We start from the raw sequence: 24,225 nt of genomic DNA, 5'->3' as shown, positions 1-24,225 counted from the left end.
TGCAGGAGCGTCGTGGCTGAGCGCGCAGTTCCCCGCGCCCCTGGACGGGGCACGGCAAGCCAGATCAGAAGAGGAAGCCCGTATGCCGCTCGTCAGCACCGGTGAGCTCATCACCGCCGCCACCGCCGAAGGCCACGCCCTGGCCGCCTTCAACGTCATCACCCTGGAGCACGCCGAAGCGACCGCGGTCGGCGCGGAGGAGGCCGGCGCCCCCGCCGTGCTCCAGGTCTCCGAGAACGCCGTCACGTTCCACGGCGGCAACGTCCTCGCCGTCGCCGCCGCGGCCGCCGCCGTCGCCCGCGCCTCCTCCGCCCCGCTCTCCCTCCACCTCGACCACGTCGTCTCCGTCGGGCTCCTGCACGCCGCCCACGAGGCCGGTTTCAGCTCCGTGATGTTCGACGCGTCGAAGATGACGTACGAGGAGAACGTCGGGGCGACCGCCGAGGCCGTCCGCTGGGGGCACCAGCGCGGCATCTGGGTCGAGGCCGAACTCGGCAGGGTCGGCGGCAAGGACGGCGAGGCCCCGCTCGACGCGCACGCCCCCGGGGTGAGGACCGATCCCCGGGAGGCCGCCGCTTACGTCGCGGACACCGGCGTCGACGCCCTCGCCGTCGCGGTCGGCTCCTCGCACGCCATGACCGAGCGCACCGCCCGCCTCGACCACGCCCTGATCGCCGAACTCCGCGCCGCCGTCCCGGTCCCGCTCGTCCTGCACGGCTCCTCCGGCGTCCCGGACGAGGAGATCCGCCGCGCGGTCGCCGCCGGCATGGTCAAGATCAACGTCGGTACGGCCCTCAACACCGCCTTCTCCGGCGCCGTGCGCGAGTACCTCGACGCGCACCCCGCCGCCGTCGACCCGCGCAAGTACCTCGCCCCGGGGCGCGACGCGATGGCGGCGACGGTGGCGCACTTCCTGCGGACGGTCGGGTGACGGGCACGGGCACGCGAAGGGCCCCCGCCGGAACCAGTGTTCCGGCGGGGGCCCCGGCCCGGAGGCGTCAGCTCCCCTTGTGCCCCTGCTCCAGCGAGACGCTCGCCAGGTTCGCCTGACAGCCCGCCGGACAGGCGATCACGAAGGTGTTGTCGCCCTCCTTGAGGTTCACGAAGGAGTAGGTGCTCTGCCAGCCCTTCGCCCAGTCCCCGGCCGGCGTGCCCCCGAAGTTCTTCATGTTGACGCCGGTGCCGTGCGGCTTGCCGTTGACCGTGAGGTCCGCCTTGGCGTCCTGGCCCGGAATGCCGTAGTTGACGGACAGGGTGTACTTGCCGGCCGACGGCACCTTCACCGTCCACGTCGCCGACGAGTTCGGGGCGCCCAGCGGCACGTACGTCCCGGACTCCGACTTCGCCCCCGGCACCTCCTTCACCGCGCTCAGCCCCGTCGAGAGCTGCATCATCGCCGCGTCCGACTTCGGCAGTTCCGCCGGCGGCTTCTCGCCCTCGGTCGGCTCGGCCGTCGGTGACGGCTTCTGCTCCTGGCCCGTCGTCGTGCCGCCCTTGTCGGCGGCCTGGTCCTTCTTGTCGTCGTCGCCGTTGACCAGCGCGACGCCGATGCCGATCACCACGGCCGCGACCACCGCGATCGCGCCGATCAGCAGCCCCTTGGTGTTGGGCCCGCGGCCGCGGCCGCCGCCGCGCGTCCCGCCCTGGTACGGAGCCGGACCGGCGGGGGCCCCGCCCGGCTGCGTCTCGGGGGCCGCGTAGTGGGCGTTGGGCTGCCCGTACGGCTGCTGCCCCTGCTGCGGGAAGGCCTGGGTGGCCTGCTGGCCGCCCTGCGTCGCCTGCTGCCCGTACTGGCGCTCGCCGACCGCGCGGACCTGGTTGTACGACGTTCTGGGCACCCCGCGCTGCGAGGTGGAACCCGGGTAGCCGTAGCCGCCGCCCGAGCTCGGCGGCTGAGCGCCCGCCGCACGTCCGTCCTCGTAGAGGTAGCCGAACGGATCGTCGTCCTCGGTCGTGCCCGTGCCGTTGTTCCCGGCAGTCATCCCAGCGTCACTCCTCACCGTGTTCCCGCCAGCGTCGCCGACCGGGCGAGCCTACCTGGTGCGGGCGAACGCCCCCCGGGGCGTGGACCACGGCATGCGCGCCGGGCGGAGCGGGCAGGAACGCGCGCGCGGCTACCCCGCCCTGCGGTGGACCTTCGACCTCGACCGCTTCTCGATGTACATGCGCTGGTCGGCGGACTGGAGGACCTCCTCCACCGTCATCCCGCACTCCGCCCACCCGATGCCGAAGCTGGCGCCGACGCGGACCGCGCGCCCGTCCACCCGGATCGGCGGGATGATCGCGTTGCGCAGCCGCACCGCGAGATCGGCGGCGTCCGCGCTCCCGAGCCCGTCCGCGAGGACCACGAACTCGTCACCGCCCAGCCGCGCGACGGTGTCGCCGTCCCGGACACAGGTGGTCAGCCGTCGTGCCACTTCGATCAGGACCGCATCACCGGCCTGGTGCCCGAAGCGGTCGTTGATGGACTTGAAACCGTCCAGGTCGCAGAAGAGGACCGCGAGCCCCTTCGCACTGTCGTCGGGGTGGCCGGGAACGCCCTCCCCCGCGCCCTCCTGCGGCGCGACCGTGTGCACGTGGTGATCGTAGAAGCCGGGGTCGCCCTCGCCCATCGGATCGCCGTAGAAGCCGTCGTCGTACGCCACGACGCCGTCGTCGTACGTCAGGCCCCGGTCGTACGCGCCCTCGTACGCGGCGTCCAGTGCCTCCACCGCCGTCGCGCGTACGGCGTGCGGTCGGCGGCACAGCCGGGCGGAGAGGCGGGCCCGCAGCTCGGCGCTGTTGGGCAGGCCGGTCAGGGAGTCGTGCGAGGCGCGGTGCGCGAGGTGCAGCTCGTGGCGCTTGCGCTCCTCGATGTCCTCGACGTGGGTGAGCAGGAACCGGGGGCCGTCGGCGGTGTCGGCGACGACGGAGTTGCGCAGGCTGACCCAGACGAAGCTGCCGTCGCGGCGCTGGAGGCGCAGTTCGGCGCGGCCGCCCTCCGCCGACGTGCGCAGCAGGGTCCCCACGTCCTCGTGGTGGACGAGGTCGGCGAAGGAGTAGCGGCGCATGGCGGAGGCGGGGCGGCCCAGCAGCCGGCACAGCGCGTCGTTGGTGCGCAGCAGCCGGCCGTGCTGGTCGCCGCCCATCTCGGCGATGGCCATGCCGCTGGGCGCGTACTCGAAGGCCTGACGGAAGGATTCCTCACTGGCGCGCAGGGCCTGCTGCTCGCGCTCCAGGCGGACCAGGGCGCGCTGCATGTTCGAGCGGAGCCGGGCGTTGGTGATGGCGATGGCGGCCTGGGAGGCGTACATCGTGAGCGCTTCCTGCGCCCACGCGCCGGGCCGCCGCCCGCCGCGCGGCCGGTCCACGGAGATCACGCCGATCAGCTCGCCCTCGCCGCCGGCCGCGTACATGGGCGCGTACAGCCGGTCGCCGGGGTGCCACTCGTCGGCGAACCGCGGATCGGGGCCCTCCGTGTGCCACTGCGGGACGTCGTCCTCCACCAGCACCCAGCCCTCGTGGTGCGGAATGAAGTGGAGCGCGCCCCACCGCTCGCCCATGGTCAGCCGCCGCTCCCAGGAGCCGCGCGATCCGACGCGCCCGGTGATCAGGGCCTCCGCGGCGGTGTTCCCCGCGAACGCGGCGACGACCAGGTCGCCGTCGGGGCGTACGAGGTTCACGCACGCCAGTTCGTACCCGAGACCGGCGACGATGCCGTCGGCGACGGCCTGCACGGTGTCGGACAGACTGCGTGCGGTGTTGAGGTCAGCGACCACCCGGTGCAGTTGCCGCAGGGTCGCAAGACGGACGTACGGCTCCGACTCGGCCTCCATGACCCGCTCCCCGAGACCTCGACAGCAACGACAGCAACTCCAGGCTTCTCATCGTCCGATTGCCACCGCCACTGAATCACAGCGCGCTGCCCTCCCGGTACACAGGGTCAACAATTACTTCGCTCTGTGACTCAAGTCACAAGAGCGTACCGGAAGTTGATGTTTCGCAGGTGGGAGCGCTCCCGCGCTGCTGAGAGCACCCGTGTGGCCGAAAACGGGCGGCGAACGGAGGACGGTCCGGGGCCGGACGAGCCCCGCCCGGCCGGGGGACCTAGGTCCTGTCTGGTCCCTGTGCCCGATGTGCCCGGACATGGTCCCCGCCTAGCGTCGGTCAGGTGCTGCAGACGACTGAGACCACCCCGCCCGGCCCCCGGACCGCCCTTCCTTCGCCCCGCCCGACGGCGATCCCCCATCCTGAGGGGGTGAGCGATGACGAGTTCCGTGCCGCGATGTCCCGCCTCACGGCGGGCGTGACGCTGGTGACGGCCCACGACGAGGACGGCGGTCCGCGCGGCGAGGACGTCGGGATGACGGCGACGGCCTTCATGTCGGTGTCGCTGGAGCCGCCGCTGGTGATGGTCAGCCTGCGCGACGGCTCCCGGATGGACGACCTGCTGGCGGAGCAGCCCCTGTGGGCGGTGTCCCTGCTCTCCGAGAGCCAGCGGCACATCGCGGGCCGGTTCGCCATGAAGGGCCGCCTGAGCGACCGCCTGCTCTTCGAGGACATCCCGTGGAAGCGCGGCGAGGTGTCGGGGGCGCCGCTGGTGGGGGGCTCGCTGGCGGTGGTGGAGTGCCGCACCGAGCAGCGGGTGGCGGCGGGCGACCACACGCTGGTCATCGGCCGCGTGCTGGCCGTGGACCTGCCGAGCGCGGAGGGCGGCCCGCTGACGTACTTCCGGGGCAGGTACCGGCAGCTCGCGTGAGGCGGGGCTCCCCGCCTCGCCCGAGCGGGCCCGAGGGGGTTACTCCCAGCCCCGCCCGGAGCGGCCGCCCTTGGTCTGGCTCCGCTGCTTCTTCTCCCGCAGGCGGCGTTCGTTGATGCCGCGGGGGATCTTCGTCGCGCGGCGCGGCTTGGGCGGCGGGGCGGACGCCTCCGCGAGCAGCGAGGCGAGGCGGACGGCGGCGGTCTCCCGGTTGCGCCACTGCGAGCGGTGCTCGGCGGCGTGCACCGAGACGACCCCGTCGACCAGCCGCCCGGCCAGCCGCTCCAGGGCGCGCGCCTTCCACACCTCGGGCAGCGCCTCGGTCCGCGCGAGGTCGAAGCGCAGCTCGACGCGCGTGTCGGACGTGTTGACGTGCTGTCCGCCGGGCCCCGAGGACCGGGAGAAACGCCACATGAGCTCGGCCTCCGGGAGGGAGACGGAGCCACGGATGATGTAGGGCCCGGACATGCGTCCATAGTCCCTGCTCCGGACCCGTTCCGTCACACCGTTTTCCGGGCCGGCCGGACGGACGCGCGGGCAGCCGCGCGGGCAGCCGCGCGGCCGGCCGTACGGTCAGCCGCGTAAAGAAAGTAAAGACAACGCCGCCCGGCTGGAACTTATGGGGACCTTGGCCGCGTTAGATGGGTGACGGTAGCTTCGGGACTCGTACCGGAGCCCGCACATGACGCACGAGGAAAGGGACATCCCATGGCAGTCAGCCTCAGCAAGGGTGGCAACGTTTCGCTCTCCAAGGAGGCCCCGGGCCTGACCGCCGTCACGGTCGGCCTCGGTTGGGACGTCCGTACGACGACGGGCACGGAGTTCGACCTCGACGCCTCGGCCATCGCGGTGAACGGCGCGGGCAAGGTCTACTCGGACGGTCACTTCGTCTTCTTCAACAACAAGGCGACGCCGGACCAGACCATCGTGCACACGGGTGACAACCGCTCCGGCGAGGGCGAGGGCGACGACGAGCAGATCAACGTCAACCTGGCCGGCCTGCCCGCCGACGTCGACAAGATCGTCTTCCCGGTCTCGATCTACGACGCGGAGTCCCGCTCGCAGAACTTCGGCCAGGTCCGCAACGCGTACATCCGCATCGTGAACCAGGCCGGCGGCGCCGAGATCGCCCGCTACGACCTGAGCGAGGACGCCGCCACCGAGACCGCCATGGTCTTCGGCGAGCTGTACCGCAACGGCGCCGAGTGGAAGTTCCGCGCGGTCGGCCAGGGCTACGCCTCGGGCCTGTCGGGCATCGCCCAGGACTTCGGCGTCAGCGTCTGATCCAGCGGTACGCGTACGGGCCCGGGGTGACCGGCGCCCGCACCCGCTGCTCCCGAGGGCCTCGGCCACCGAACCGCTTCGGCGGGACGGCGGCCGGGGCCCTCGGCCGTTGCCCGCCGGGGCCGGAGCCCGGCTCAGCCCTCCGCCAGCGACCAGTCCCGCAGGCCCGGCTGGGACAGGATGCCGGTGGCCGTGCGGGTGAACTCGGCCGCCGTGGTCGGGGCCGGGGCGGTGAGCCGCAGACGCGCGCCGTTGGCGAGGAACTCCACCGGCTCGGCGCGCCAGTCGGCCGGGACGAGCGCCATGAAGCGGATCGCCGCGGTCTCCGGCGGCGCCCCGGCGGGGCCGGTGATCAATACCTGGTGCGACGTGTTCATGAACTGCTCCGGCAGGGCGAGAGGGCGGGACGAGGTGGTGCGGGGCGCACGCGCTAGTCCGGCGCCGGCCGCCGCGGGGGCGGTTCCGGCACCGGACCCGGTCGCGGCGTGCTCAGCGGGAGTCGCCGGCCCTGGGGAAGCGGGCCACCAGGGCCACGATCGCGAGCGCGACCACCGCGCCGACTCCGTAGCGGACGGCTTCGGTCGCGCCGCTGGCGAGCACCGCGACCTCCGCGCAGGCGAGCGCGGCGAGCAGGGCGGCGTAGGGGGCGCGGGTACGGGAGGTGGGGGTCATGGTGGGGGTTCCTTTCGGTGGGGGGTTCGCTTCTTGCGGCACCGGCCAGGTCGGCGGCCGGTGAGTCGGTGGATCCGTGAGCCGGTGGGTCGGTGGGTCGGTGGGGCGGTGGGCCGGTGGATCCGCGCGGCTGCGGGGGGGGAGGTCAGTCGCCCAGCTTCAGGGCCTGGCCGAACGAGAGCTTGCGGTCCGTCTGGAGGAGCGCCCGGCGGTAGACCCGGCTGCTGAGGGTGACGACGGCCGCCGCCGCGGCGAGCGACAGGGCCAGCGCGACCGCGGGCTCCCACCAGGTGACCTCGCCCGCCAGGACGCGGGCCGGCATGGTGACCGTCGAGGTCAGCGGGATGAAGGAGAGGATCTCGCGCATGCCTCCCGAGGCGGCGATGCCGACGATGAAGACGACCGCGGTGATCGCGTTGACCGGCGTCGTGGTCGCCTGGACGTCCTCGCTGCGGGTGGCGAGCGCACCGGCGGCCGCGTACAGGCAGGCCAGGACGGCGATGCCGACGACGTAGAAGACCAGGAACCAGCCCATGCCGCCGACGACGTCGGTGAGGATCGCCGTCTCCCCCGTGGCCAGCAGCCCGACCGCGCCCACCGCGCAGAACAGCGTCATCTGGGCGAGCGCCAGCAGGGTGGAGCCGACGATCTTGCCGACCAGGAGCGCGCGCAGCGGGACCGAGGAGGCGATGAGTTCGACGATGCGGTTCTGCTTCTCCTCCACGACGCTGGTGGCCAGCGCGGAGCCGAGGAGGACGGAGGCGAGGTAGAAGAGGAAGCCGAAGAAGTACGCCGTCATCTTGACCGCGCCCTCGGGGGCCTTGTCGGTGGAGAGGACGGTGTGGTGCAGCTGGGCGCCCTTGCTCAGGGCCGCCACGCTGGTGCCCGCGTCCTGCGCGTTGGCGGCGAGGGCGGACTGCTGGACGGCGGCGCCGATCCAGGTGGCGGCCACGTCGTTCTGGCCGGTGTCGCCGAGCAGGGTCCAGCGGCCGTTCTCGTACAGCAGGCCGGCCTCGGCCTCCCCGGACCGCACGGTCTCGCGCACCGCGTCGGCGGAGGACTCCTGCCGTACGGAGAGGGTGACGTCCTGGTCGGACTGCCGGGCCAGCTTCTCGCCCAGCGCGGCGACCTGGCCGCTCCTCTGGTCCACGACCGCGACGGTGATCTTCCCCATCGAGTCGGCGAGGAAGAGCTGGAGGCCGATCGCGCCCACGATCAGGGCGAGGGTGACGAAGGTCGAGACGAGGAAGCCCCGGTTGGTCAGCTTCACCTGGATCTCGCGGGCGGCGACGATCCGCCACGGTGCCGCGCTCCGGGTGGCCGTACGCGCGGGGGGCCGGCGGTCGCCGGAGGGGGACGCGGGTGCGGTGGGCGCCGTCGTGGTCCGGGTCTCGGTGTCGGGGGCGTGGGTCGTGGCGCTCATGCGGCGGTCATCTCCCGGTAGATGTCGGCGATGCTGGGGACGAGGGGGGTCAGAGCGTGCACGGGGCCCCTGCGCAGGGCTTCGGCGAGGAGCAGGCCCGGGTCGGTGTCGGGGCGGAGTTCGACGCGTGCGCCGTCGGGGAGTTCTTCGAGGTCCGTGACGTCGGGCAGGGCGCGGGCCCAGCCCGCCGGGGAGCCCGTGACCAGGTGGAAGCGGGGCCGCTCGCGGTGGCGCAGTTCGTCGGCGGTGCCCTGGCCGACGACCCGGCCGCGGGTCATGATCACCAGGTCGTCGCAGAGGCGCTCGACCAGGTCGAGCTGGTGCGAGGAGAAGAGCACCGGAACGCCGGCGTCGGCATACTCCCGCAGCAGTTCGGCCATCGTGTCGACCGCGTGCGGGTCGAGGCCGGAGAAGGGCTCGTCGAGGACGAGGAGCTTGGGGCTGCCGAGCAGGGCGGCGGCGATCTGCACGCGCTGCTGGTTGCCGAGGGAGAGGGACTCCAGCTTGGCCTGGCTCTTCTCGGCGAGCCCGAGGCGTTCGAGGAGTTCGAGCATCTGGGCGCGGGCCGGGGCGGCGTCCTGGCCGCGCAGTCTGGCGAGGTAGACGAGCTGGCTGAGGACGGACTGCTTGGGGTAGAGGCCGCGCTCCTCCGGCATGTAGCCGAAGTCCCGGCGGTCGGCGGCCGTCACGGGCCGGGCGTCCCAGTGGATCTCTCCGTCGGTCCTGGCGAGCACCCCCATGATCATGCGCATGGTGGTGGTCTTGCCCGCGCCGTTGCCGCCGACGAACCCGGTCAGCCGGCCGCCGCGGACCCGGAAGGACACGTGGTCGACGGCGCGGTTGCTGTCGAAGTCCCGTACAAGTTCCTTCAGTTCCAACATCTGTGCATCTCTCTCAGCTCGGTCTCTCGACGTTCGTGGGGCTCGCGCGAGCCGGGGCCTTCCGGTGGCCCGTCAGGGCAGGGGGTGGGGGGCCGTGTCCCGTGGGTCGTCCACGCGGGCCGCGCAGCCGGTGCGGGCGACCGCCGACGCCAGCCGGGGCCGGTGCCAGCTCCAGTCCTGGGTCTCGTCCATCCGGAGGTTCTGGTAGCCGGGGGCCAGCACCTTGACGACGTGCCAGCCCATCGCGGCGACGGCCGGGGAGAGCCGGCGGGTGAGGTCGACGGCGAGGGGGGCGGCGCCGTCGGCGGCCAGGGCCCGGGTGAGCTCCTCGACCGGCAGCTCCGCGGCGGGAGCCGACGGCAGGGGCCGCGGCGCCCGGAAGCCGTCCACCCAGTCGCGTACGGACTCGTACGCGGCCGGGGTCAGCATGTACGCCAGCCGGTCGTGCTCCGTCACCACCGTGGCGACGGGACCGGCGTCGCCCTCCTGCCGGTGCAGTGCCCGCAGCGCGGTGCGCACCTGCCACGCCTCCTGGAAGGCCTTCACCGCCGCCTCGGCCGGATCGGTCGTGGCCTTCATGCCCACGGAGGCGAGCGCCCCCGGGGCCTCCGGGTCGATCAAGCAGGCCGCCATGCACCAGAGGTGGGGCACCGCGGTGGGGATGCGGGCCAGGAAGGGGACGGTCCCCTCGGCCCCGGCCCGCTGCCAGACGGCTTCGAGGGCGGTGTCGGCGGGCGACGGCACGTACGTCGGAAGACGCAGTTGGCGGCCCCAGGCGACGGTGAAGGCGTCGCGCTCGACGACCTCGACCATCGCCGCGCCGAGCGCGGACTCGTAGGTGCGGCCGGCCGCCGCCCCGGACGGGCTCGGGTCGAAGAGCGCGGCCGAGGTGGAGCGGGCGGGCCAGTCGACGCAGTCGGCGGGGACCAGCACCGGTGCTCCGGTGGCCGCATCCTTCGCCTCGTACCAGGGCATGGCGGCCGCGGCGGCGTCCGGGTGGGCCAGGGCGTGGTCCGGGTGGTACGCGTGCAGGGTGACGCGGTCCAGCTCGGCGGCGGCGCCGAAACGGGCCCGGTGGGCGGCCGAGGGGTGCAGGGCGCGGCGCTCGACGGCCTCGCCCGTGCCGCGCAGCAGGGCGTCGTTGCGGGTGGCGCCGCTGGCTCCGGCGAAGCGGGCGGAGGGCGGGAGGTCCGCGCCGTCGCCGTTGTCCGGGTCCGAGCCGTCCTCGTACCCCTGGAAGCCTTCGAGGCCCTTCAGGCTGCCGACGGGCTGGAGTTCGACCGCGCTGCTCCACAGCGGCTCGTCCGCGCGGGGCGGGGTCACCGAGTGGCGCAGGGCGACGCCCGCGGCGGGGGCGAGGGTGGCCGGGATGTCGATCACGGGGTCACCTCGGCGGGGGTCGCGGCCTGGGCGGCGGCACCGGCCGCCCGCACCCCCGGCGCCAGGAACGGCAGTGCCGGAGCTCCGTCCCGCAGTGCCGCCAGCGTCACCAGGACGCCCGCCGAGCCGGTGCCGAGGTCCGTGGAGAGCCGGTAGCCGTGGTTGCCGAGGAAGTCGACGCGGCCCGGTTCGGCGGCCAGCGCCTCCCAGCCGAGGGCGTCGAGGTGGGCGCGCAGCACCCGGCGCTGGGCCTCGTCCTGCGCGTCGGCGGCGTCCGCGAGGACCAGGATCTCGCCCGCCCGGCCGTAGAGGAGACCGCAGGAGAGGGCGAAGCCGCCGTGCGGCAGCGCGACCAGGCGCTCCAGCGCGGCGTGCAGCCGGGTGTCGTCGGGGGTGTGCGGGAGCAGGGCGCGCAGGGTGAGCACGATGCCCGCCGAGCCTTCGAGGCCGGGGGTCAGGAAGCGGTCCTCGAAGGTGGGGCCCTCGATGATGTCGAGGTCGGCGTGGAGTTCGGCCACGGCCTGCGCCAACAGGGCCTCGTCGCCGGTGTGTTCGTACAGCCGCAGCAGGAACAGCGCCCGCCCGCAGCGGCCGTGCAGCAGCCCGAAGCGCTGCGGGACCGAGGTGTCGGGCAGCCGTGCGGCGAGCTCCAGGGCCTGGGCGAGGCGGCGGTCGTCACCGCGTTCGGCGGCGAGGTGCAGGGCGGTGAGGCCGAGCCCGGAGATGCCGGTGGCCAGGGTGGAGCCGACGTTGGGGTCGCAGGCGGCGAAGGCCCGGTCCAGGACCTCGTCGGCGGCCGCGTGGTGACCCAGCTCCTGGAGGGTGAAGGCGATTCCGGCGAGACCGGTGAAGAAACCCGGCCCTTCGCCGGAGACCTGGGCCGCCTGGTCGAGCAGCCACTGCACGTGCTCGGCGGGGGCGTCGTGGCCTGCCCGGTGCAGCGCCCACAGCACGCCCGCCGCGCCGTGGGCGAAGGTGACTCCCCCGTCGGCGGCGATGAACTGCATGACGTCGCCCGGGTAGAGGCGGTCGGTGCGCTCCGGGGTGGCGGCCTCGACGATGGAAGCGGCGAGCGAGGCGGCCAGAGTGTCGCCCTGTTCGCCGCCGACCGGCCAGCGGACCTCGTAGTCGGTGTGCGCGCCCAGGACGTCGGGGCCCAGGCCCCGCTCGACCTGGTCGACGAACTCCTGCGGCAGCGGGAAGTCCCGTACGGCCGCGTCCAGCAGGGTGCGGATCTTGGCGGTGCCCCACGGCACCACGTGCGGCATCGGTACGAACAGGGTCAGCCGCAGCACGTCGAGGGCGAAGAGGTCGACGTCCGGGCCCCTGAGGTGGCCGGGGGCCCGGAAGCCCAGCGAGCCCATGGCCTGCGGGCGCATCTCCTCGACGGGGCTGGCGGTCTCCAGGTCGATGAAGGCGACCTTGTCGTCCGCGCCGACCAGGATGTTGCCCGGGTGCAGGTCGCCGAAGACGACGCCCCGCTCGTGCATGGCGGCGATGCCCTCGGCGACCTGGTCGAGGATGTCGAGCGCCCACTCGGTGTACTCGACGCGGGTGCGGGCGGTGTTGCCGGCGGAGCCGTGCGGGTGCCGGTGGTGGACCAGTTCGGTCAGTGGCGTGCCGTCGACGTACTCACGGGCCAGGAAGTAGTGCTCGTGCCCCTTGCGCTCGTCCACCAGGGCGGGCACCGAGGGCAGTCCGGCGAGCAGGGACAGCGCCCAGTGCTCGCGCTCCAGGCGGGTGACCGCGTCGTCGCCCGCGGCGTCGAGGCCGGCGAGCGGGCGGGCCTCCTTGAGGAGGACCTCGTTGCCGTCGCGCTTGTCGACGGCGCGGTAGACGCCGCCGCCGTTGGAGAAGTGCAGGGCCTTGTAGACGCGGAAGGGGAAGTCTTCGAGGGTGCGTCCGCGCCGCTCGGCCAGGGCCTCGGCCAGGAACGGCGGCAGGGTCACCCAGTCGGGGGTGTGGAAGCCGGGCCGCCGCTGGTCGGGGACGAGTTCGCCGTCCGGGGTGGTGATCGCGGGGGTGAGGGTGCCGTCCTTGAGACGGGCCGTCTTCAGGACGAAGCCGCCGTAGCGGACGTACAGCGGGCCCTGCTTCCAGCGCAGGTCGCTGAGGATGGACGGGGCGGGGGTCCCGCCGACCAGGGCGTCCAGGTCGTCCAGCGTCCGCTTCAGCTCGTCCTCGTCGACCGGGTAGAGGGTGATGAACTTCCCGCTGGCGCTGCGGTCGCCGTACTTGCTGCCCCGGCGGCCGAGGGTCTCCAGGTCGGAGATGTACTTGTACATGAGCCCGTGCTCGACGCAGTACGGGGCGACCGCGTCCAGGAGTTCCGCGGCGTTGCCGGGCGAGGCGGCGACGTGGATCTTCCAGCCCTGGTCCGGGATGCGGTTCTCCGGCGGGGTGCAGACGGTCCACTCGCGGCCCCGGACGGTGGTCCAGCCCTCGGGGAGGGTGCGTCCCTCGTGGAAGTCCTCCCCGACGGATTCGGTGGCCGGGGCGTCGTAGAAGAGTGAATCCGCTCGGATGAAGTCGATGAACCGGGTGTCGAGCACGGTGTTCTCCAGTGGTCGAAGGGCAGGCCAGTCGTCGTGAGGGCGGGCCGGGTGGGAAGTGCGGGGCGGGTCAGTGGGGCAGGAAGGGCAGTACGTAGGTGCGGTACAGCGACTTCCACAGCGGGACCTCGCCCACCGAGACCTCGGCGGTGCCGTTGGCCGGCGAGGGAGCCCGGTCCAGGTCGAGTGCGAAGGCGGTGGCGGGCATGCCGACCGCGTCGCCCATGTCGATGGGGAAGAAGGCGGAGACCGAGACGTCGGCCGGCTGCGCGGGGGCCGTACCGATCCGGGTGGTGGCGACGGAGTCGTTCATGATCAGACCGTTGGTCCGCAGGCTCACCCGCGCGCCCTCGTGCACCAGTTGGTCGGCGCTGCCCTGTGGCAGCACCACCCGGGTGCCGGCGGCGTCGGTGACGTAGGCCGCGGCCAGGGTCTGCTGGACCGGCAGGAACAGTGCGCCGGTCCCGGCGGCCGCCAGCGCGGCGCCGACCGTCCACGCCCGCACCCGGCTGACGCCCGCCGCCTTGACCTCGGCGGCCAGCCTGACCCCGCCCCGGCCCAGCAGGTACAGGGCGTAGGAGATGACCGAGGAGGCGAGCAGCAGTCCGAGCCAGCCGACCCGCTGCATGGTGTCGATCCAGGTCCCCAGCGCCGTGGTGATGAAGTACAGCGGGAAGGCGAGGCAGCCGAGGCCGTAGAGGACCGTCCACCGGGTGGGCAGTTCCCGCTTGTACGTGCCGCCGAACAGGAGCCGGGCCAGGGTGCGCCGGGCGTCGGCCATGGACCGGTCCCGCAGGTACGGGGTGTCGACGTGGCTCATCAGGGCGATGTAGCCGTCGAGCTTGATGAACGGGGTGAGGTTGAGCAGGCCCGTCGCGTAGCTGCTGATCGCGAAGAAGAGCAGGCAGGTCTTGGCGACCGAGTCGTCCATCGGCCAGGCCACCAGGGCCGAGAGCGCGGCGAGCGAGGTCTGTACGGCGGGCCCGGCGAGGGCGGTGTGGACCCGCTGCTTGCGGTCCGGCAGCCGCCAGGCGTCCGACACGTCGCAGAAGAACGCGGGCATCAGGTAGAAGAGCATCACGCCGATGCGGGAGGGCTTGCCCCCGTACCGGATGAGGACGGCGGCGTGGCCCAGCTCGTGGATCGACACACCGAACAGCAGGGCGAGCAGTACGCCGACGAAGGTGACGGCGGACATCGGGCTGTTCAGGGTCGTGGCCACCGCCTGGTGCTGGGCGACGAGGGCGACCACGCCGAGGGCGACGCAGAGGATCCCGGCCGCCACGGCGCCCTTGGAGAACAGGCGGGCGAACACGGGACGCAGGGCCTGCATGGCCCGGCCGGGCCGCAGCACGGTGAGCTGGAAGGTCATCGGGGGGACGATCAGGAAGCGCGGCGCGACCTTGGGCGGCGCGGTCTTGCCGTCGTCCAGCAGCTTGAGGGAGTCCAGTTGCGAGACGGCGCTGCCGACCCGCTCCGTGTTCCAGCCGGCGCCCAGCCGGTCGGCCAGGGCCTCGTGGTCGCGTTCGCCGTCGAGCAGCTCGACGAGTTCGGCGACGCGCTCGTTGATCCGTACGTAGCGGGAGCCGTGCTGGAGGACCCAGTTGCCCTGCCCGTCGACCGGCGCGTGGACCTCGGCGCTGGGCGCGAGGCGGGGTTGCCGGGTGTGGTCTTCGGGGAGGGTGCCGGTCGGGGGCGGTGGAATCAGGACTGCGCTCACGGAGGTTTCCTTAACGGGAACGAAACAGCGGCGGGGAGTTGGGGTGCGACACCCCTGCGGGGGGCCGGCCAACCGTGGCCGGCCGGCCCACCGCAGATCCTCGGGGTCACCCGAGCGGGCAGCCGAGGTGATGCTGGGAGTCGGTCAACTCCGTCTCCCTCAGCGTCGGTTCACTCGTCGACGCGAAGCCGGTCGGCTCAGGTGAGCGTGATGGAGGTGGCGACCGAGGCGCTGATCGCGACGCCCGTGGAGACGCCCGTCCAGAAACCCGGGGCCTCAAGGGCCTCCAGCTCCTGCATCTCCAGCTCGACGAGCTCGTTGTTGGCGATGTTCTCGACGGTGCCCAGGTTCTCGCTCATGTGAATTCCCTTTTCTGTGTGGTGTCGCGTGGTGTGTGCGGGGTGGTGCGATGAAGGGTGAAGCGGCTGCTGCCGGCCCGGATCAGGTCAGGGTGACGGAGACGCCGACCGAGACACCGGTGGAGAAGGCGACGGAGAAGGTGCCCCAGCCCGGAGCCTCAAGGGCCTCCAGCTCCTGCATCTCCAGCTCGACGAGGTCGTTGGTCTCGATGTTCTCGACGGTGCCCAGGTTCTCGTTCATGTGAATTCCCTTGCGTGTGTGGTGTGTTCAGTGAGGGGTGGTGCGGTGCTGCGGATCCGGCGGGCCCGCCGTCGGGCGGGCCCCGGCCGGTTCGATCAGGTCAGGCCCGATCAGGTGAGGGACGCGGCGACCGAGACGATCGAGATGCCGACGCTGACGCCGATGCTGGTGCTCCAGCCCGGGGCCTGGATGGGCTCCAGCTCCTGCATCTCCAGCTCGTTGGCGACGAGTTCCAGCTCCTGCTCGACGGCCTGGATGTTGTCGCTCATGGTGTTCTCCTCTTGTGCTGTTTCTTCAGGGATGGGATGGGTGGTGCGGTTTTCACCTCCCGGTCAGGCGCTCGGGCCCGCCGGGAGGAGTGCGTGGGAGTCGGCCGCGTGGGCGGCGGCCGGCTCGGTGGCCTCGTCGAGGAGCGCGGCGATGTCGTCGGCGCTCAACCCGGCGAGGGTGGGAAGTCCGGCGCCCCAGAAGCGCACGCTGCGCAGGGCGACGGTGTGCAGCAGTTCCCTGGGGAGGCGCACGGTGTGCTCGATCCGCCAGCGCAGCATCAGCTGCCCCAGCCCGTCGTACGGATGCGGCGCCAACCAGGGCGCGTGCAGCCTGAGTCGTCCCCACAGCCGCTGGATGCGGGCGGCGCTGCCGAAGCGGGTGTCCCCCGCCAGGGCCCTGCGCCACACGAGCGGCCAGAGGGCGGCGACGGCGCGCATCTTGGCCAGGCCGAGCGCGGTGGAGAGTTCGTTCGCCAGTGCCCAGCACTTCACCGCGTAGGGGCTGCGTCCGACGTTGATGGCGCCGAGCTGGCTCTCCGCGCTGAGCCGGGCGACGCGCAGCCGCTCGGCCTCGGGCGCCGGTTCCCCGGCGGCCAGGCTGCGGGCGATCTCGTCACCGGCCAGCAGCAGCGCACCGGCCAATTCCTCGACGGCGGCGTCCTGTCGGGGCAGGTCGACACTGTCGCTGGTGTACGGGATGACGGTCCGGAAGATCGCCTCCAGTACGCCGTCCAGTACGAGCCGGCCCGGCAGGGTCTCGGTCGCCCCGGCCACCCGGAGGGCGGCGCGCGGTCTGAGGACCTCGCCCATCGCGATGCGTTTGACGCCGTCGTACGGGTAGCAGGCGACGGGACCCGCCTCGGTGCCGGTGCCCAGGGTGGTGGGCACCGCCAGGAGGTTCGCGTACTCCCCCAGTGCCGCGGGGAGCACGACCAGCCCGCTGCGCTGGCCCGCGGTGAGGTAGCGGACGGTTTCGGGGCTGCGGCTGATCGCGGTCGCCAGCTTGGCGAAGTCGAGGGTGGAGCCCCCGCCGATCCCGACGACCAGTTCTCCGTCTCCCAGCCCCGCTGCGAAGGCCTCGATGGCCGGCAGTGTGCCGTCCGCCGGGGTCGACGCCGGGGTCGGTGCGAACCCGGCCCGGGTGAGGCGGTCCCTGACCTGCTCGGTGACGGTGTGCTCCGCCACGGCCGGGTCGGCCAGGACGGTCACTCCGGTGGGGCGCAGATCCCGGAGCAGGCCAGGGATCTGGTCGTACGCATCGAGTGCGGCGGGCATCTGTCGGCTCCTTCCGGTTCAGGCGGTGGCGGTGGCAGGGACGGTGGCGGTGGCGGGCGTCAGGGTGTCGATCCCCGCTTCGATGCAGGTCAGGAGCTCGGCGACGTCGTCGCGGGAGTAGGTGAGGGCGGGTACGAGCTGGATGCCGGAGGGCCCGGGGTGGACCAGGGCGCCGGCGCCGCGGATGCGGGCGACCAGGGTGGCGACGTCCTGGCCGGACAGTTCGCCGCCGTCGGCGTGCCGTACGTGCAGGGTGCGGAAGCAGCCGGTGCCGGTGGTGCCGTGGGCGAGCGGATGCCGCTCGACGAGTTCGGCGAGCCCCTGCTGGAGCCAGGCGGCGACGTCGCGTCCCGCCGCGACCGCGTCGAGGCGTTCCATCTCGGCGATGGTGGCGCTGACGGCCGCGCCGACGAGGGCGGTGCCGCCCTGGGTCTCGGCGTGGGCGAAGGTGGTGTCGGTCTCCTCCAGCACGTCGGTCACCCGCTTCGACATCACCAGCGCGGCTGCCGGGCAGGCCCCGTTGGTCAGGCCCTTGGAGGTCACCAGGACGTCCGGGCGGCCGGGCCAGCTCTCGGAGGCGAAGTACTGGCCGGTGCGGCCGAAGCCGGTGGCGACCTCGTCGGCGACCAGGAGGTAGCCGAAGTCGTCGCGCAGTCGGCCCAGTTCGGCGACGTACTCCTCGGTGAGGGGGACGGTGCCGGTGCCGACGACGGGTTCCACGATCACGGCGGCGACGCGGTGGCCGAGGGAGGTCATCAGCCGGCCGAGTTCGGCCGTGTCGTTGGGTGAGACGTGCCGGATGTGGCGCTGGTCGACTCCGTAGACCCGCTGTCCGAGGTCCTCACCGGTGAGGGCGAAGCCGCCGAAGGTCAGGCCGTGGAAGCTGCCGCGCAGCGAGACGATCAGGTTGCGGTTGGGGACGCCCTGGGCGGCGTGGAAGATGCGGGCCAGCTTCATCACGGCGTCGTTGGCGACACCGCCGCCGGTGGAGAACAGCACCCGGGAGTAGTGGTCGGGGCCCGAGACCCGCAGCAGGTCGTCGGCCGCCCGGCGGGCGTAGACGTTCTCGAAGCGGAAGGCTCCCAGGTAGGAGGCGTTCTGAGCGGCTTCGGCGAGCGCCTCGGCGATGCGCTCGTTTCCATAGCCGAGGTTGACGTTCCACAGGCCGCTGTCGGCGTCCAAGCGGGTGCTGCCGTCGGCGAAGGTGACGCGGTGTCCGCTCGCGGAGACCGCGCAGATGCTGTCGTCGCCGTGGCCGGAGGGCGGGACGAGGTAGGGCCAGAGCGCTGTCGTCGTCATCGGGTGGCTTCCGTGGTCAGGAGCGTCACGCGGTGACGCTCGCCGGGCGGGGTGAGGGGCTGGCGGGCGGTGACGGTCAGGCCCGCGGCCGTCAGCTCGGCCTCCAGTTCGGGCAGGTCGACGATGGCCACGCGGTCGGTGCAGACCGTGGTGGGGCCGTCGTCGGGCGCGCCGTCGGCGGGCAGGGGGATGAGGGTGACGGCGCGGCTGTCGGCGCCGGCCGGCCAGTGTTCGTACAGCTCGTAGACCGTGCCGCTGGCTCCGGCGACCCGTACGGCGGTCTCGGCGGGACCCTCGGCGTCCCCTCGTTCCATGACGGTCAGCAGGAACTGGCCGCCTTCGGTCAGGTGGTCCAGGACGCTGCGGAACAGGCCCTTGCGGCCGTCCCCGTCCAGGAGGGAGAGCGAGGTGGTGCCGAGCAGGACGTGCGGGAAGCGCACTCCGCCGAGGTCGAAGGCGGACATGTCCGCCTGTACGACGGTGCAGCGGTCCCGCATGGTGGCGGGGGCCTTGCCGAGCTCGGCGTGCAGCAGGGCCAGCATGTCGGCGGACAGGTCGAGGGCGGTGACCTCGCGTCCCGCGGCCAGCAGCGGGAGGGTGAAGCGGCCCGCTCCGGCGGCCAGGTCCAGCACGGCTCCGGGAGCGGTGCGCACGGCGCTCAGCAGGGCCCGGGTCTCGGGGTCGTCGTAGGTGGCGAGGTCCTGGTAGAGGGGGGCGCCCAGGGAGTCGTACAGACCGCAGAGCCGTACGCGGTCGCCGAGCCCGGCGACGCGTCGGGCGGCGTGGGTGTGCGGGGGCGCTTCGAGGGTCAGGGGTGCTTCGGGGGTGAGGGTCGCGGTGCTCATGCGGCCACCGCCTGAAGGGGGTTGAGCCGTACGCCGTGCTGGGCGAGCAGCTCGTCCAGCATGTCGAGTTCGGCGGCGGGGACGAGTGCGGTGACGCGCTCGGGGGCGGCCAGGAGGCATTCCAGGGCGCGGGCGGTCTCCGGGCGGACGGCGAAGAGCCGGCCGCTGATCACCATGTACGTCCCGGAGTCGCCGTGCACGACCAGGGGCAGGGTGGCGTCACCCAGGTCGGCGGCGGCGCCGGCCAGCTCCGGGGTGAGGCGTGCGCCGAATCCCGAGACCTTGAGCCCGGTCCTGCCGTGCGCCATCAGGATGCGCATCGCGGTGATGGCCTTGAGGTAGCGGGGCAGGAAGGGGCGGCTGCGCAGGGCCTGGTCACGGATGTCCTGCGGGACCACCGCGCCCAGTGCCGCCTCGTCGGGGCCGAGTTCGGCGAAGCGCCGGGTGAGCGTGTCGAGGCTGTCGTCGACCGTGCCGAGGACCGCGCCGGTCGGGGTGGTGGAGACGTACCCGTCCGGGTCGGCGTAGAGCCGTACGAAGGGGCCGTCCGCCGGGTGGTGGCTGCCGCCGAGGGCTCCGGCGTCGGCCAGCACCACCGAGGAGGTGAGGAGGAAGTCGGGGAAGACGCCGTCGGTCAGCGCACGGTCGGCGTCGGCGAGGTAGGCCTCGAAGTCGGGGCGGTCCGTCAGCCGTACGACGGTCGGGCCGAAGACGGTCATGTAGGGGCTGGAGGCGTAGGAGTGCGTCTGGAGGAAGAAGTCCTGGCCGTTGGAGAGCTCGTCGCCGGGCTCGGTGAGGCTGCCCTCGTACCCCACGGCGGGGGCGGGGACGCCGGTGCCGTCGTCGGGGGCCAGCAGCAGGGTCGAGGGGCCGACGAGTCCGGCGGCCACGACGGCGGGGACGTGGGCGGCGTCGCTCAGCACGAGCGTCTGGACGCCGGGTCCCGGGGCGCCCTTGAGGGGGGCGCCGGTGGCCCAGGAGATGAGGTGGTCCTTGAGACGTTTGCGATCCGCGGTGCGGGGCCCGGCGGGGGCCGTGCCGGGCCCGGTCGAGCCCACTCCTGTCGTGTCCATGCCAGAGAACATCCTTCGTCGGTGTACGTTCCCGCCTGCCTCCAGGGGCATCGGGTCAATGTCAGGTGCTGAATGTCAGGGGGCCGGAGCCCCGGGGGCCGGTGCCGGTCAGTGCGGCGCCACGACCGCCTTGAGGATCGTCGACAGGTCGGAGAGCGTCTCCTGCGTGCCGAAGAGCTTGTGCACGGCGGTGCTGTTGAGCACGATCTCGTCGACTCCGGCCTCCTCGAAGGCCTTGAGCGCCTTGACCACCTGCGGCAGGTCGCCGCCGGCGAACGCGCCGGTCTCCACGACACCGCGCGCCACGTCCTCCAGCTTTCCCGAGCGGACGTCCACGCCGGCCCGGCCGAGCATGTCCAGGTAGTGCGGGGCCTGCATGTGCGGGGCGTTGCCGATCACCGCGAGCCGTTCGGGCACGTCGCCCTCGCGGCCGTCCTTCTGGAGCCCGGTGGGCACCATGGCGACGATCCTCGGCAGCGTCGTGCGTCCCGCTCGGGCCGCACCCTCCTCCACCGCGGGCAGGATGACCTCCCGCAGGTAGGCGGGCGGCGTCAGCCAGGTGATCACGACGTCGGCCACCTCACCCGCCAGCCTGGCCATGCCGGGCCGCAGTACCCCGAGGCCGACGTCGACCCTGGGCGCCACGGCCGGGGCGAGCTGCCCCCGGAAGGTGTAGTGCGGACCGTCCATCTCGACCGTCTCGCCGTCGAGCAGCCCCCGCACCGCCTGGACGTACTGCCGCGCCACCTGGAGCGGCTTGGCGTACGGGGCCCCCAGGATGTTCGCCTGGAAGGCGGCGGCGCCGGGGCCGAAGCCCGCGATCACCGACTCACCGGTGGCCAGCGCCACCGACCGGGCCTGGAGGGCGGCTTCGTACGGGTGGCGCAGCGGCATCAGCGTGACCCCGAAGCCCGTCGGAACCCTGAACCCGGCCCCGGCCAGCCCCGTGAAGGTCTGGTGCGGCTCCATCACCATGGCCTGTCCCTGCCAGAGCCGGGTGGCTCCGGTCCACTGGACCAGTCCTGCGAAGGGCAGCGCCTGCTCCAGTCGACGGGGGACGCAGGGCAGGAGAACGGAGTAGTCGGTCATGGTCGGTCGGGGTCTCCTCGGTCGTGATCGCGGGCGGGCCGTGGTCGGCGGGTCATGGCGGGCGGGTGCGGTTCGACGGCGGCCGGTGGGGGCTACTTGCCACCGGGGCCGGGCGACGGCACCTCCCAGTCGTTGTTGTCGACCTTCAGCACCACCGATCCACGGGCACCCGGCACCTCCCAGTCGTTGTTGTCGACCTTCAGCACCACCGACCCACGGATGCCCGGTACCTCCCAGTCGTTGTTGTCGACCTTCAGCGCCACCGACCCACGGGCACCCGGCACCTCCCAGTCGTTGTTCTCGACCTTCAGCGCCACCGACCCACGGGCACCCGGCACCTCCCAGTCGTTGTTGTCGGCCGCCTGGGCCGCGCCCTGTGCACCGAAGGCGAGAACCCCCGTGGTCAGCAGACCGATCACGACCTGCGCGCTGCGGCGGGAAAGCCGGCTGTAGGACGAGTTGCTGTTCACGATGATCTCCCCGTTGCTCGGTGCGGTTTCGCTGTGTTCCTGCGGTGCTTCCTTGCGAGAACGACTTTGCCGTCTGCGGGGGCCGGTCACGAGGGCATATGCGCGCAGCTTGCTGCACCTTCGTTTTCCTCATCGTGCAGCGATCGCCATCGGGCCCTCACAAACCCTCCGCCGGAGCCCGCGCGACAACTCAGCCCCCGCAAATGGAGCCTGACGCCCCGTCAGCAACCTCCGTTGACAACCCTCGATCATCACTTGAAGATCCAGTAAAAGATGTGGTGCCCGCTCGACCACGGGGGAAGACGAAAATGCCGCACTTGCTGGAGTTTCTGGGGGTGAGCGAGAGAGAGGACCACCTCTACCGCGCACTCCTCCGCCGCGAATCCACCCGCCCGCCCGCCGAGCACCCGGAGCGCCCCGCCGCCGAGCACCCCGACCCGGAATCCCAGGACCCGGAACTCCAGGACCCGGATCTCCGGGACCCGGACCTGGACCGACTGGTGACCCTGGGCCTGGCCTCCCGCGCTGCCAACGGAGTCGTACGGCCCGTCCCGCCGCCCCGAGCCGTGGACGCCCTCATAGACGGCCGCCTGCGCGCCCTGCGCGAGGAACTGGAGGGCGAGGTGACCCAGCGTGCGGTCCTCGAATCCCTCTTCCGCGAGCGCCGCGCGGCCACCCCGTCCCCGCACGCCGGAACCGGCTCCGAGAACAACCAGATGATCACGCACCTGTACGGCATCGACGCTGTACGGGAAGCCATCGACGAGCTGACCTTCTTCGCCCGCTCCGAAGACCTGACCACGCACCCGCGCGGCGTGATGTCCCCGGAGTCCATCACCGTCTCACGCCCGATCAACATGCGGCTGCTGCGGCGCGGGGTGCGGATGCGCATGATCCTGGGGGCGGCGGTCCTGCAGGACGAGGCCAGCCTGGCGTACACGCGGGAACTGGTGACGCACGGAGCGGAGATCCGTGTCTCCCACCACCCCATCGAACGCGTGATCATCGTCGACCGGCAGGCCGCACTCACCCCCATCGACCCCACCCTCACCGCCAAGGGCGCACTCCTCGTAAGGGAGCCTGGCCTGGTCTCCACGCTGATCACCCTTTACGAGCGCATGTGGCAGGCCGCCGACGAACTCCCCGGCGAGGACACCGACCTCCCCTCCGACATCGAACGCAAGGTCCTGGCCCTCCTGCGCACGGCGGACAAGGACGAAACCGCCGCCCGCCACCTCGGCGTCTCGATCCGCACCTACCGCAAGCACCTCGCCACCCTGATGCGCCGCCTGGGAGCGGCGAACAGGGTGGAGGCGGCCCTGATCGCCCACGAACGCGGCTGGCTCACCTGACCCGGAGGCCCGGGCCGCCACCCGCGTCAGCGACGCGGCGGCCGGGGCCCTCGCCCGTACCCCCGCATCCCCTGCGTCTGCTGGATCTCCCGCCGAATCCGCTCGGCCTTTCCGCGTACGACGTCGGCGGGCAACCCCTTCTCGGGGCGGGCGTACGGCGTACTCCGGCAGGGTCCGCACAACCCGCCGGGCAGGGCCTCGGCCGGCCCCGGCACGCCGCACCCGGTGCACTCCATGGCGATCAGCCCCTGCACCGGGCCCGGCAGTTCGGGCGGCATCTCGTCGATCAGCCTGCGCTGCACGAACCCGAACGGATGGCGCACCGGCTGCGGCAGGCAGAAGGTCAGCGTCCGCACGAACTGCGCCTCGCTCATCCCCCGCTTGAACCACTCGGCGGCGAGCGGCGCGAGTGCCTCGCAGGACGCGGCGGACAGGGGCAGTTGCGGCTCATTCCGCGCGACCCGCGCCAGCGCGTCGTACCCGCGCCGCTCGGCCTCCCCCGGTTCGTCCACGGGCACGTCATGCTCTTTCCCGCTCTCGGGCACGTCGCCCAGGACCAGCGCCCGCCACCAGTGCTCGTGCCGCGCGGTCCGCGAGAACCAGGTCCGGGTGACCTGCCGGTACCCCTCCCGCTCCACCCACACCTCCTCGCGGAACCGCCGCAGATGCCCGGCGGCGGTCAGGTACCTGAGCGCACTGCCGATGGCCATCTGCCCGTATGCCTCCATCTCCCTGGCCAGCGTCTTGATGCTGATGTCGGCGCCTTCGGGAAGCCCGTCGATGTACCGGGCGATGGACGCCTCACGCCTGGGCAGGTGTGCGAAGGTTCCGCCGTCGAGTGGAAGTTGATCGGGCGCGGCCTTCTTCCCGTACCCGGGCTTGGCCATCGGGTGGGCGGGGGCGTGCAGGGTACGACTAAGCTCTTGAACAGCCATGGGGGATCGCTCCTTACGATCTCGTTGGTCAGACCCCTGTGTGGTGTGCCTAGCACCGCATGGGGGTCGCTCTGTCGTGACGCACGGTACACGCTCGCAACGCGTGGTCGCGACCCGATCACGAAAAGTCATCTCGCGGACGTCCGCGCCCAGTTGACGCCCGACGCACGCGTCACGCGCCCGCGAAAGGGTGGGTGGGCGGGATGAGTCCCACCCACCGTTCCCAGCAAAAAAATCTCGAACCTCGCCGCCCGGGCCTCAAGCGCCCGAAGCAACTCAACTCACTTGCTTTGCAGCGGACTTGGAAAACACCTAGCGCACCTGTTCGCTCTTTACGAGCCCTCGCCTTCCGCTGATGATCGGGCAGC

At 72.6% G+C, this 24,225-nt stretch carries 24 protein-coding genes; 4 read left to right on the top strand and 20 right to left on the bottom strand.

The annotated features are described in order from the left end of the window. Positions 1–82: 82 nt before the first annotated feature. Entirely contained in the window at positions 83–931 is an 849-nt protein-coding gene (locus tag ACZ56L_RS07485; RefSeq protein ID WP_471062401.1) for a class II fructose-bisphosphate aldolase, read from the top strand. Positions 932–998: 67 nt separating this feature from the next. Here ACZ56L_RS07485 and ACZ56L_RS07480 read toward each other — a convergent pair whose 3' ends face one another. Next, positions 999–1,982, bottom strand: coding sequence for a carbohydrate-binding protein (locus ACZ56L_RS07480; RefSeq protein ID WP_345221549.1), 984 nt, complete (start codon positions 1,980–1,982; stop codon positions 999–1,001). Between the two features lie 132 nt (positions 1,983–2,114). Then, positions 2,115–3,815, bottom strand: coding sequence for a diguanylate cyclase CdgB (gene cdgB / locus ACZ56L_RS07475; protein WP_345221546.1), 1,701 nt, complete (start codon positions 3,813–3,815; stop codon positions 2,115–2,117). 422 nt (positions 3,816–4,237) lie between these two features. Here cdgB and ACZ56L_RS07470 point away from each other — a divergent pair, with 422 nt between their 5' ends. Then, on the top strand, positions 4,238–4,738 hold the full coding sequence (locus ACZ56L_RS07470) for a flavin reductase family protein (protein WP_380836747.1): 501 nt from the start codon (positions 4,238–4,240) through the stop codon (positions 4,736–4,738). 39 nt (positions 4,739–4,777) lie between these two features. Here ACZ56L_RS07470 and arfB read toward each other — a convergent pair whose 3' ends face one another. After that, on the bottom strand, positions 4,778–5,206 hold the full coding sequence (gene arfB / locus ACZ56L_RS07465) for an alternative ribosome rescue aminoacyl-tRNA hydrolase ArfB (RefSeq protein ID WP_345221544.1): 429 nt from the start codon (positions 5,204–5,206) through the stop codon (positions 4,778–4,780). A 240-nt stretch (positions 5,207–5,446) separates the two neighbouring features. Between arfB and ACZ56L_RS07460 the strand changes: the two genes are divergently transcribed. Further along, the gene (locus tag ACZ56L_RS07460) at positions 5,447–6,022 is read left to right on the top strand and encodes a TerD family protein (protein WP_345221541.1); all 576 of its coding nucleotides are present in this window, start codon (positions 5,447–5,449) and stop codon (positions 6,020–6,022) included. Between the two features lie 134 nt (positions 6,023–6,156). Here ACZ56L_RS07460 and ACZ56L_RS07455 read toward each other — a convergent pair whose 3' ends face one another. The 16 genes from ACZ56L_RS07455 to ACZ56L_RS07380 form a co-directional block, all read right to left on the bottom strand. Continuing rightward, positions 6,157–6,399: a hypothetical protein gene (locus tag ACZ56L_RS07455; protein ID WP_345221539.1), complete on the bottom strand. Its 243-nt coding sequence runs from the start codon at positions 6,397–6,399 to the stop codon at positions 6,157–6,159. 112 nt (positions 6,400–6,511) lie between these two features. Then, positions 6,512–6,694, bottom strand: coding sequence for a hypothetical protein (locus tag ACZ56L_RS07450; RefSeq protein ID WP_468686645.1), 183 nt, complete (start codon positions 6,692–6,694; stop codon positions 6,512–6,514). A gap of 145 nt (positions 6,695–6,839) precedes the next feature. Beyond that, positions 6,840–8,117 carry an ABC transporter permease gene (locus ACZ56L_RS07445; protein ID WP_401754600.1) on the bottom strand — a complete coding sequence of 426 codons (1,278 nt, stop codon included), beginning with the start codon at positions 8,115–8,117 and terminating at the stop codon, positions 6,840–6,842. Next, positions 8,114–8,998 carry an ABC transporter ATP-binding protein gene (locus ACZ56L_RS07440; RefSeq protein WP_345221532.1) on the bottom strand — a complete coding sequence of 295 codons (885 nt, stop codon included), beginning with the start codon at positions 8,996–8,998 and terminating at the stop codon, positions 8,114–8,116. The genes ACZ56L_RS07445 and ACZ56L_RS07440 overlap by 4 nt, the downstream gene beginning before the upstream one ends. Before the next feature lie 72 nt (positions 8,999–9,070). Beyond that, complete coding sequence (locus ACZ56L_RS07435) at positions 9,071–10,378, bottom strand: YcaO-like family protein (RefSeq protein ID WP_471062396.1); 1,308 nt, start codon at positions 10,376–10,378, stop codon at positions 9,071–9,073. Continuing rightward, positions 10,375–12,930 (bottom strand): class III lanthionine synthetase LanKC, encoded by a 2,556-nt coding sequence (gene lanKC / locus ACZ56L_RS07430; RefSeq protein ID WP_471062394.1) that lies wholly within the window; start codon positions 12,928–12,930, stop codon positions 10,375–10,377. The genes ACZ56L_RS07435 and lanKC overlap by 4 nt, the downstream gene beginning before the upstream one ends. 70 nt (positions 12,931–13,000) lie before the next feature. Next, positions 13,001–14,650 carry a daptide biosynthesis intramembrane metalloprotease gene (mpaP, locus tag ACZ56L_RS07425; protein WP_471062392.1) on the bottom strand — a complete coding sequence of 550 codons (1,650 nt, stop codon included), beginning with the start codon at positions 14,648–14,650 and terminating at the stop codon, positions 13,001–13,003. A gap of 197 nt (positions 14,651–14,847) precedes the next feature. Further along, positions 14,848–15,009, bottom strand: a complete 162-nt coding sequence (locus tag ACZ56L_RS07420) for a daptide-type RiPP (RefSeq protein WP_189822142.1) — start codon at positions 15,007–15,009, stop codon at positions 14,848–14,850. An 82-nt stretch (positions 15,010–15,091) separates the two neighbouring features. After that, positions 15,092–15,250 carry a daptide-type RiPP gene (locus ACZ56L_RS07415; protein WP_345221521.1) on the bottom strand — a complete coding sequence of 53 codons (159 nt, stop codon included), beginning with the start codon at positions 15,248–15,250 and terminating at the stop codon, positions 15,092–15,094. A 110-nt stretch (positions 15,251–15,360) separates the two neighbouring features. Beyond that, on the bottom strand, positions 15,361–15,519 hold the full coding sequence (locus ACZ56L_RS07410) for a daptide-type RiPP (protein WP_189822144.1): 159 nt from the start codon (positions 15,517–15,519) through the stop codon (positions 15,361–15,363). Positions 15,520–15,582: 63 nt separating this feature from the next. Next, the gene (mpaC, locus tag ACZ56L_RS07405) at positions 15,583–16,794 is read right to left on the bottom strand and encodes a daptide-type RiPP biosynthesis dehydogenase (protein ID WP_471062389.1); all 1,212 of its coding nucleotides are present in this window, start codon (positions 16,792–16,794) and stop codon (positions 15,583–15,585) included. Positions 16,795–16,812: 18 nt separating this feature from the next. Then, positions 16,813–18,093: a daptide-type RiPP biosynthesis aminotransferase gene (mpaD, locus tag ACZ56L_RS07400; RefSeq protein ID WP_471062387.1), complete on the bottom strand. Its 1,281-nt coding sequence runs from the start codon at positions 18,091–18,093 to the stop codon at positions 16,813–16,815. Then, the gene (gene mpaM, locus ACZ56L_RS07395; RefSeq protein ID WP_471062385.1) at positions 18,090–18,938 is read right to left on the bottom strand and encodes a daptide-type RiPP biosynthesis methyltransferase; all 849 of its coding nucleotides are present in this window, start codon (positions 18,936–18,938) and stop codon (positions 18,090–18,092) included. The genes mpaD and mpaM overlap by 4 nt, the downstream gene beginning before the upstream one ends. Beyond that, a complete protein-coding gene (gene mpaB, locus ACZ56L_RS07390; protein ID WP_471062383.1) occupies positions 18,935–20,011 on the bottom strand; it encodes a daptide biosynthesis RiPP recognition protein in 1,077 nt (358 codons plus the stop codon). The genes mpaM and mpaB overlap by 4 nt, the downstream gene beginning before the upstream one ends. A gap of 108 nt (positions 20,012–20,119) precedes the next feature. Further along, complete coding sequence (locus ACZ56L_RS07385; protein WP_468686611.1) at positions 20,120–21,100, bottom strand: LLM class flavin-dependent oxidoreductase; 981 nt, start codon at positions 21,098–21,100, stop codon at positions 20,120–20,122. A 92-nt stretch (positions 21,101–21,192) separates the two neighbouring features. Then, the gene (locus tag ACZ56L_RS07380; protein ID WP_471062381.1) at positions 21,193–21,570 is read right to left on the bottom strand and encodes a hypothetical protein; all 378 of its coding nucleotides are present in this window, start codon (positions 21,568–21,570) and stop codon (positions 21,193–21,195) included. Positions 21,571–21,905: 335 nt separating this feature from the next. Between ACZ56L_RS07380 and ACZ56L_RS07375 the strand changes: the two genes are divergently transcribed. Beyond that, positions 21,906–22,922, top strand: a complete 1,017-nt coding sequence (locus ACZ56L_RS07375) for a helix-turn-helix transcriptional regulator (RefSeq protein WP_401754629.1) — start codon at positions 21,906–21,908, stop codon at positions 22,920–22,922. A 26-nt stretch (positions 22,923–22,948) separates the two neighbouring features. Here ACZ56L_RS07375 and ACZ56L_RS07370 read toward each other — a convergent pair whose 3' ends face one another. Next, positions 22,949–23,857, bottom strand: a complete 909-nt coding sequence (locus ACZ56L_RS07370; RefSeq protein ID WP_468686602.1) for a hypothetical protein — start codon at positions 23,855–23,857, stop codon at positions 22,949–22,951. Positions 23,858–24,225 lie beyond the last annotated feature (368 nt).

Source organism: Streptomyces sp. NPDC039736, assembly GCF_055596485.1.
Note: the sequence above shows the minus strand (reverse complement) of the source record. Positions and strands in the feature narration are given on the sequence as shown.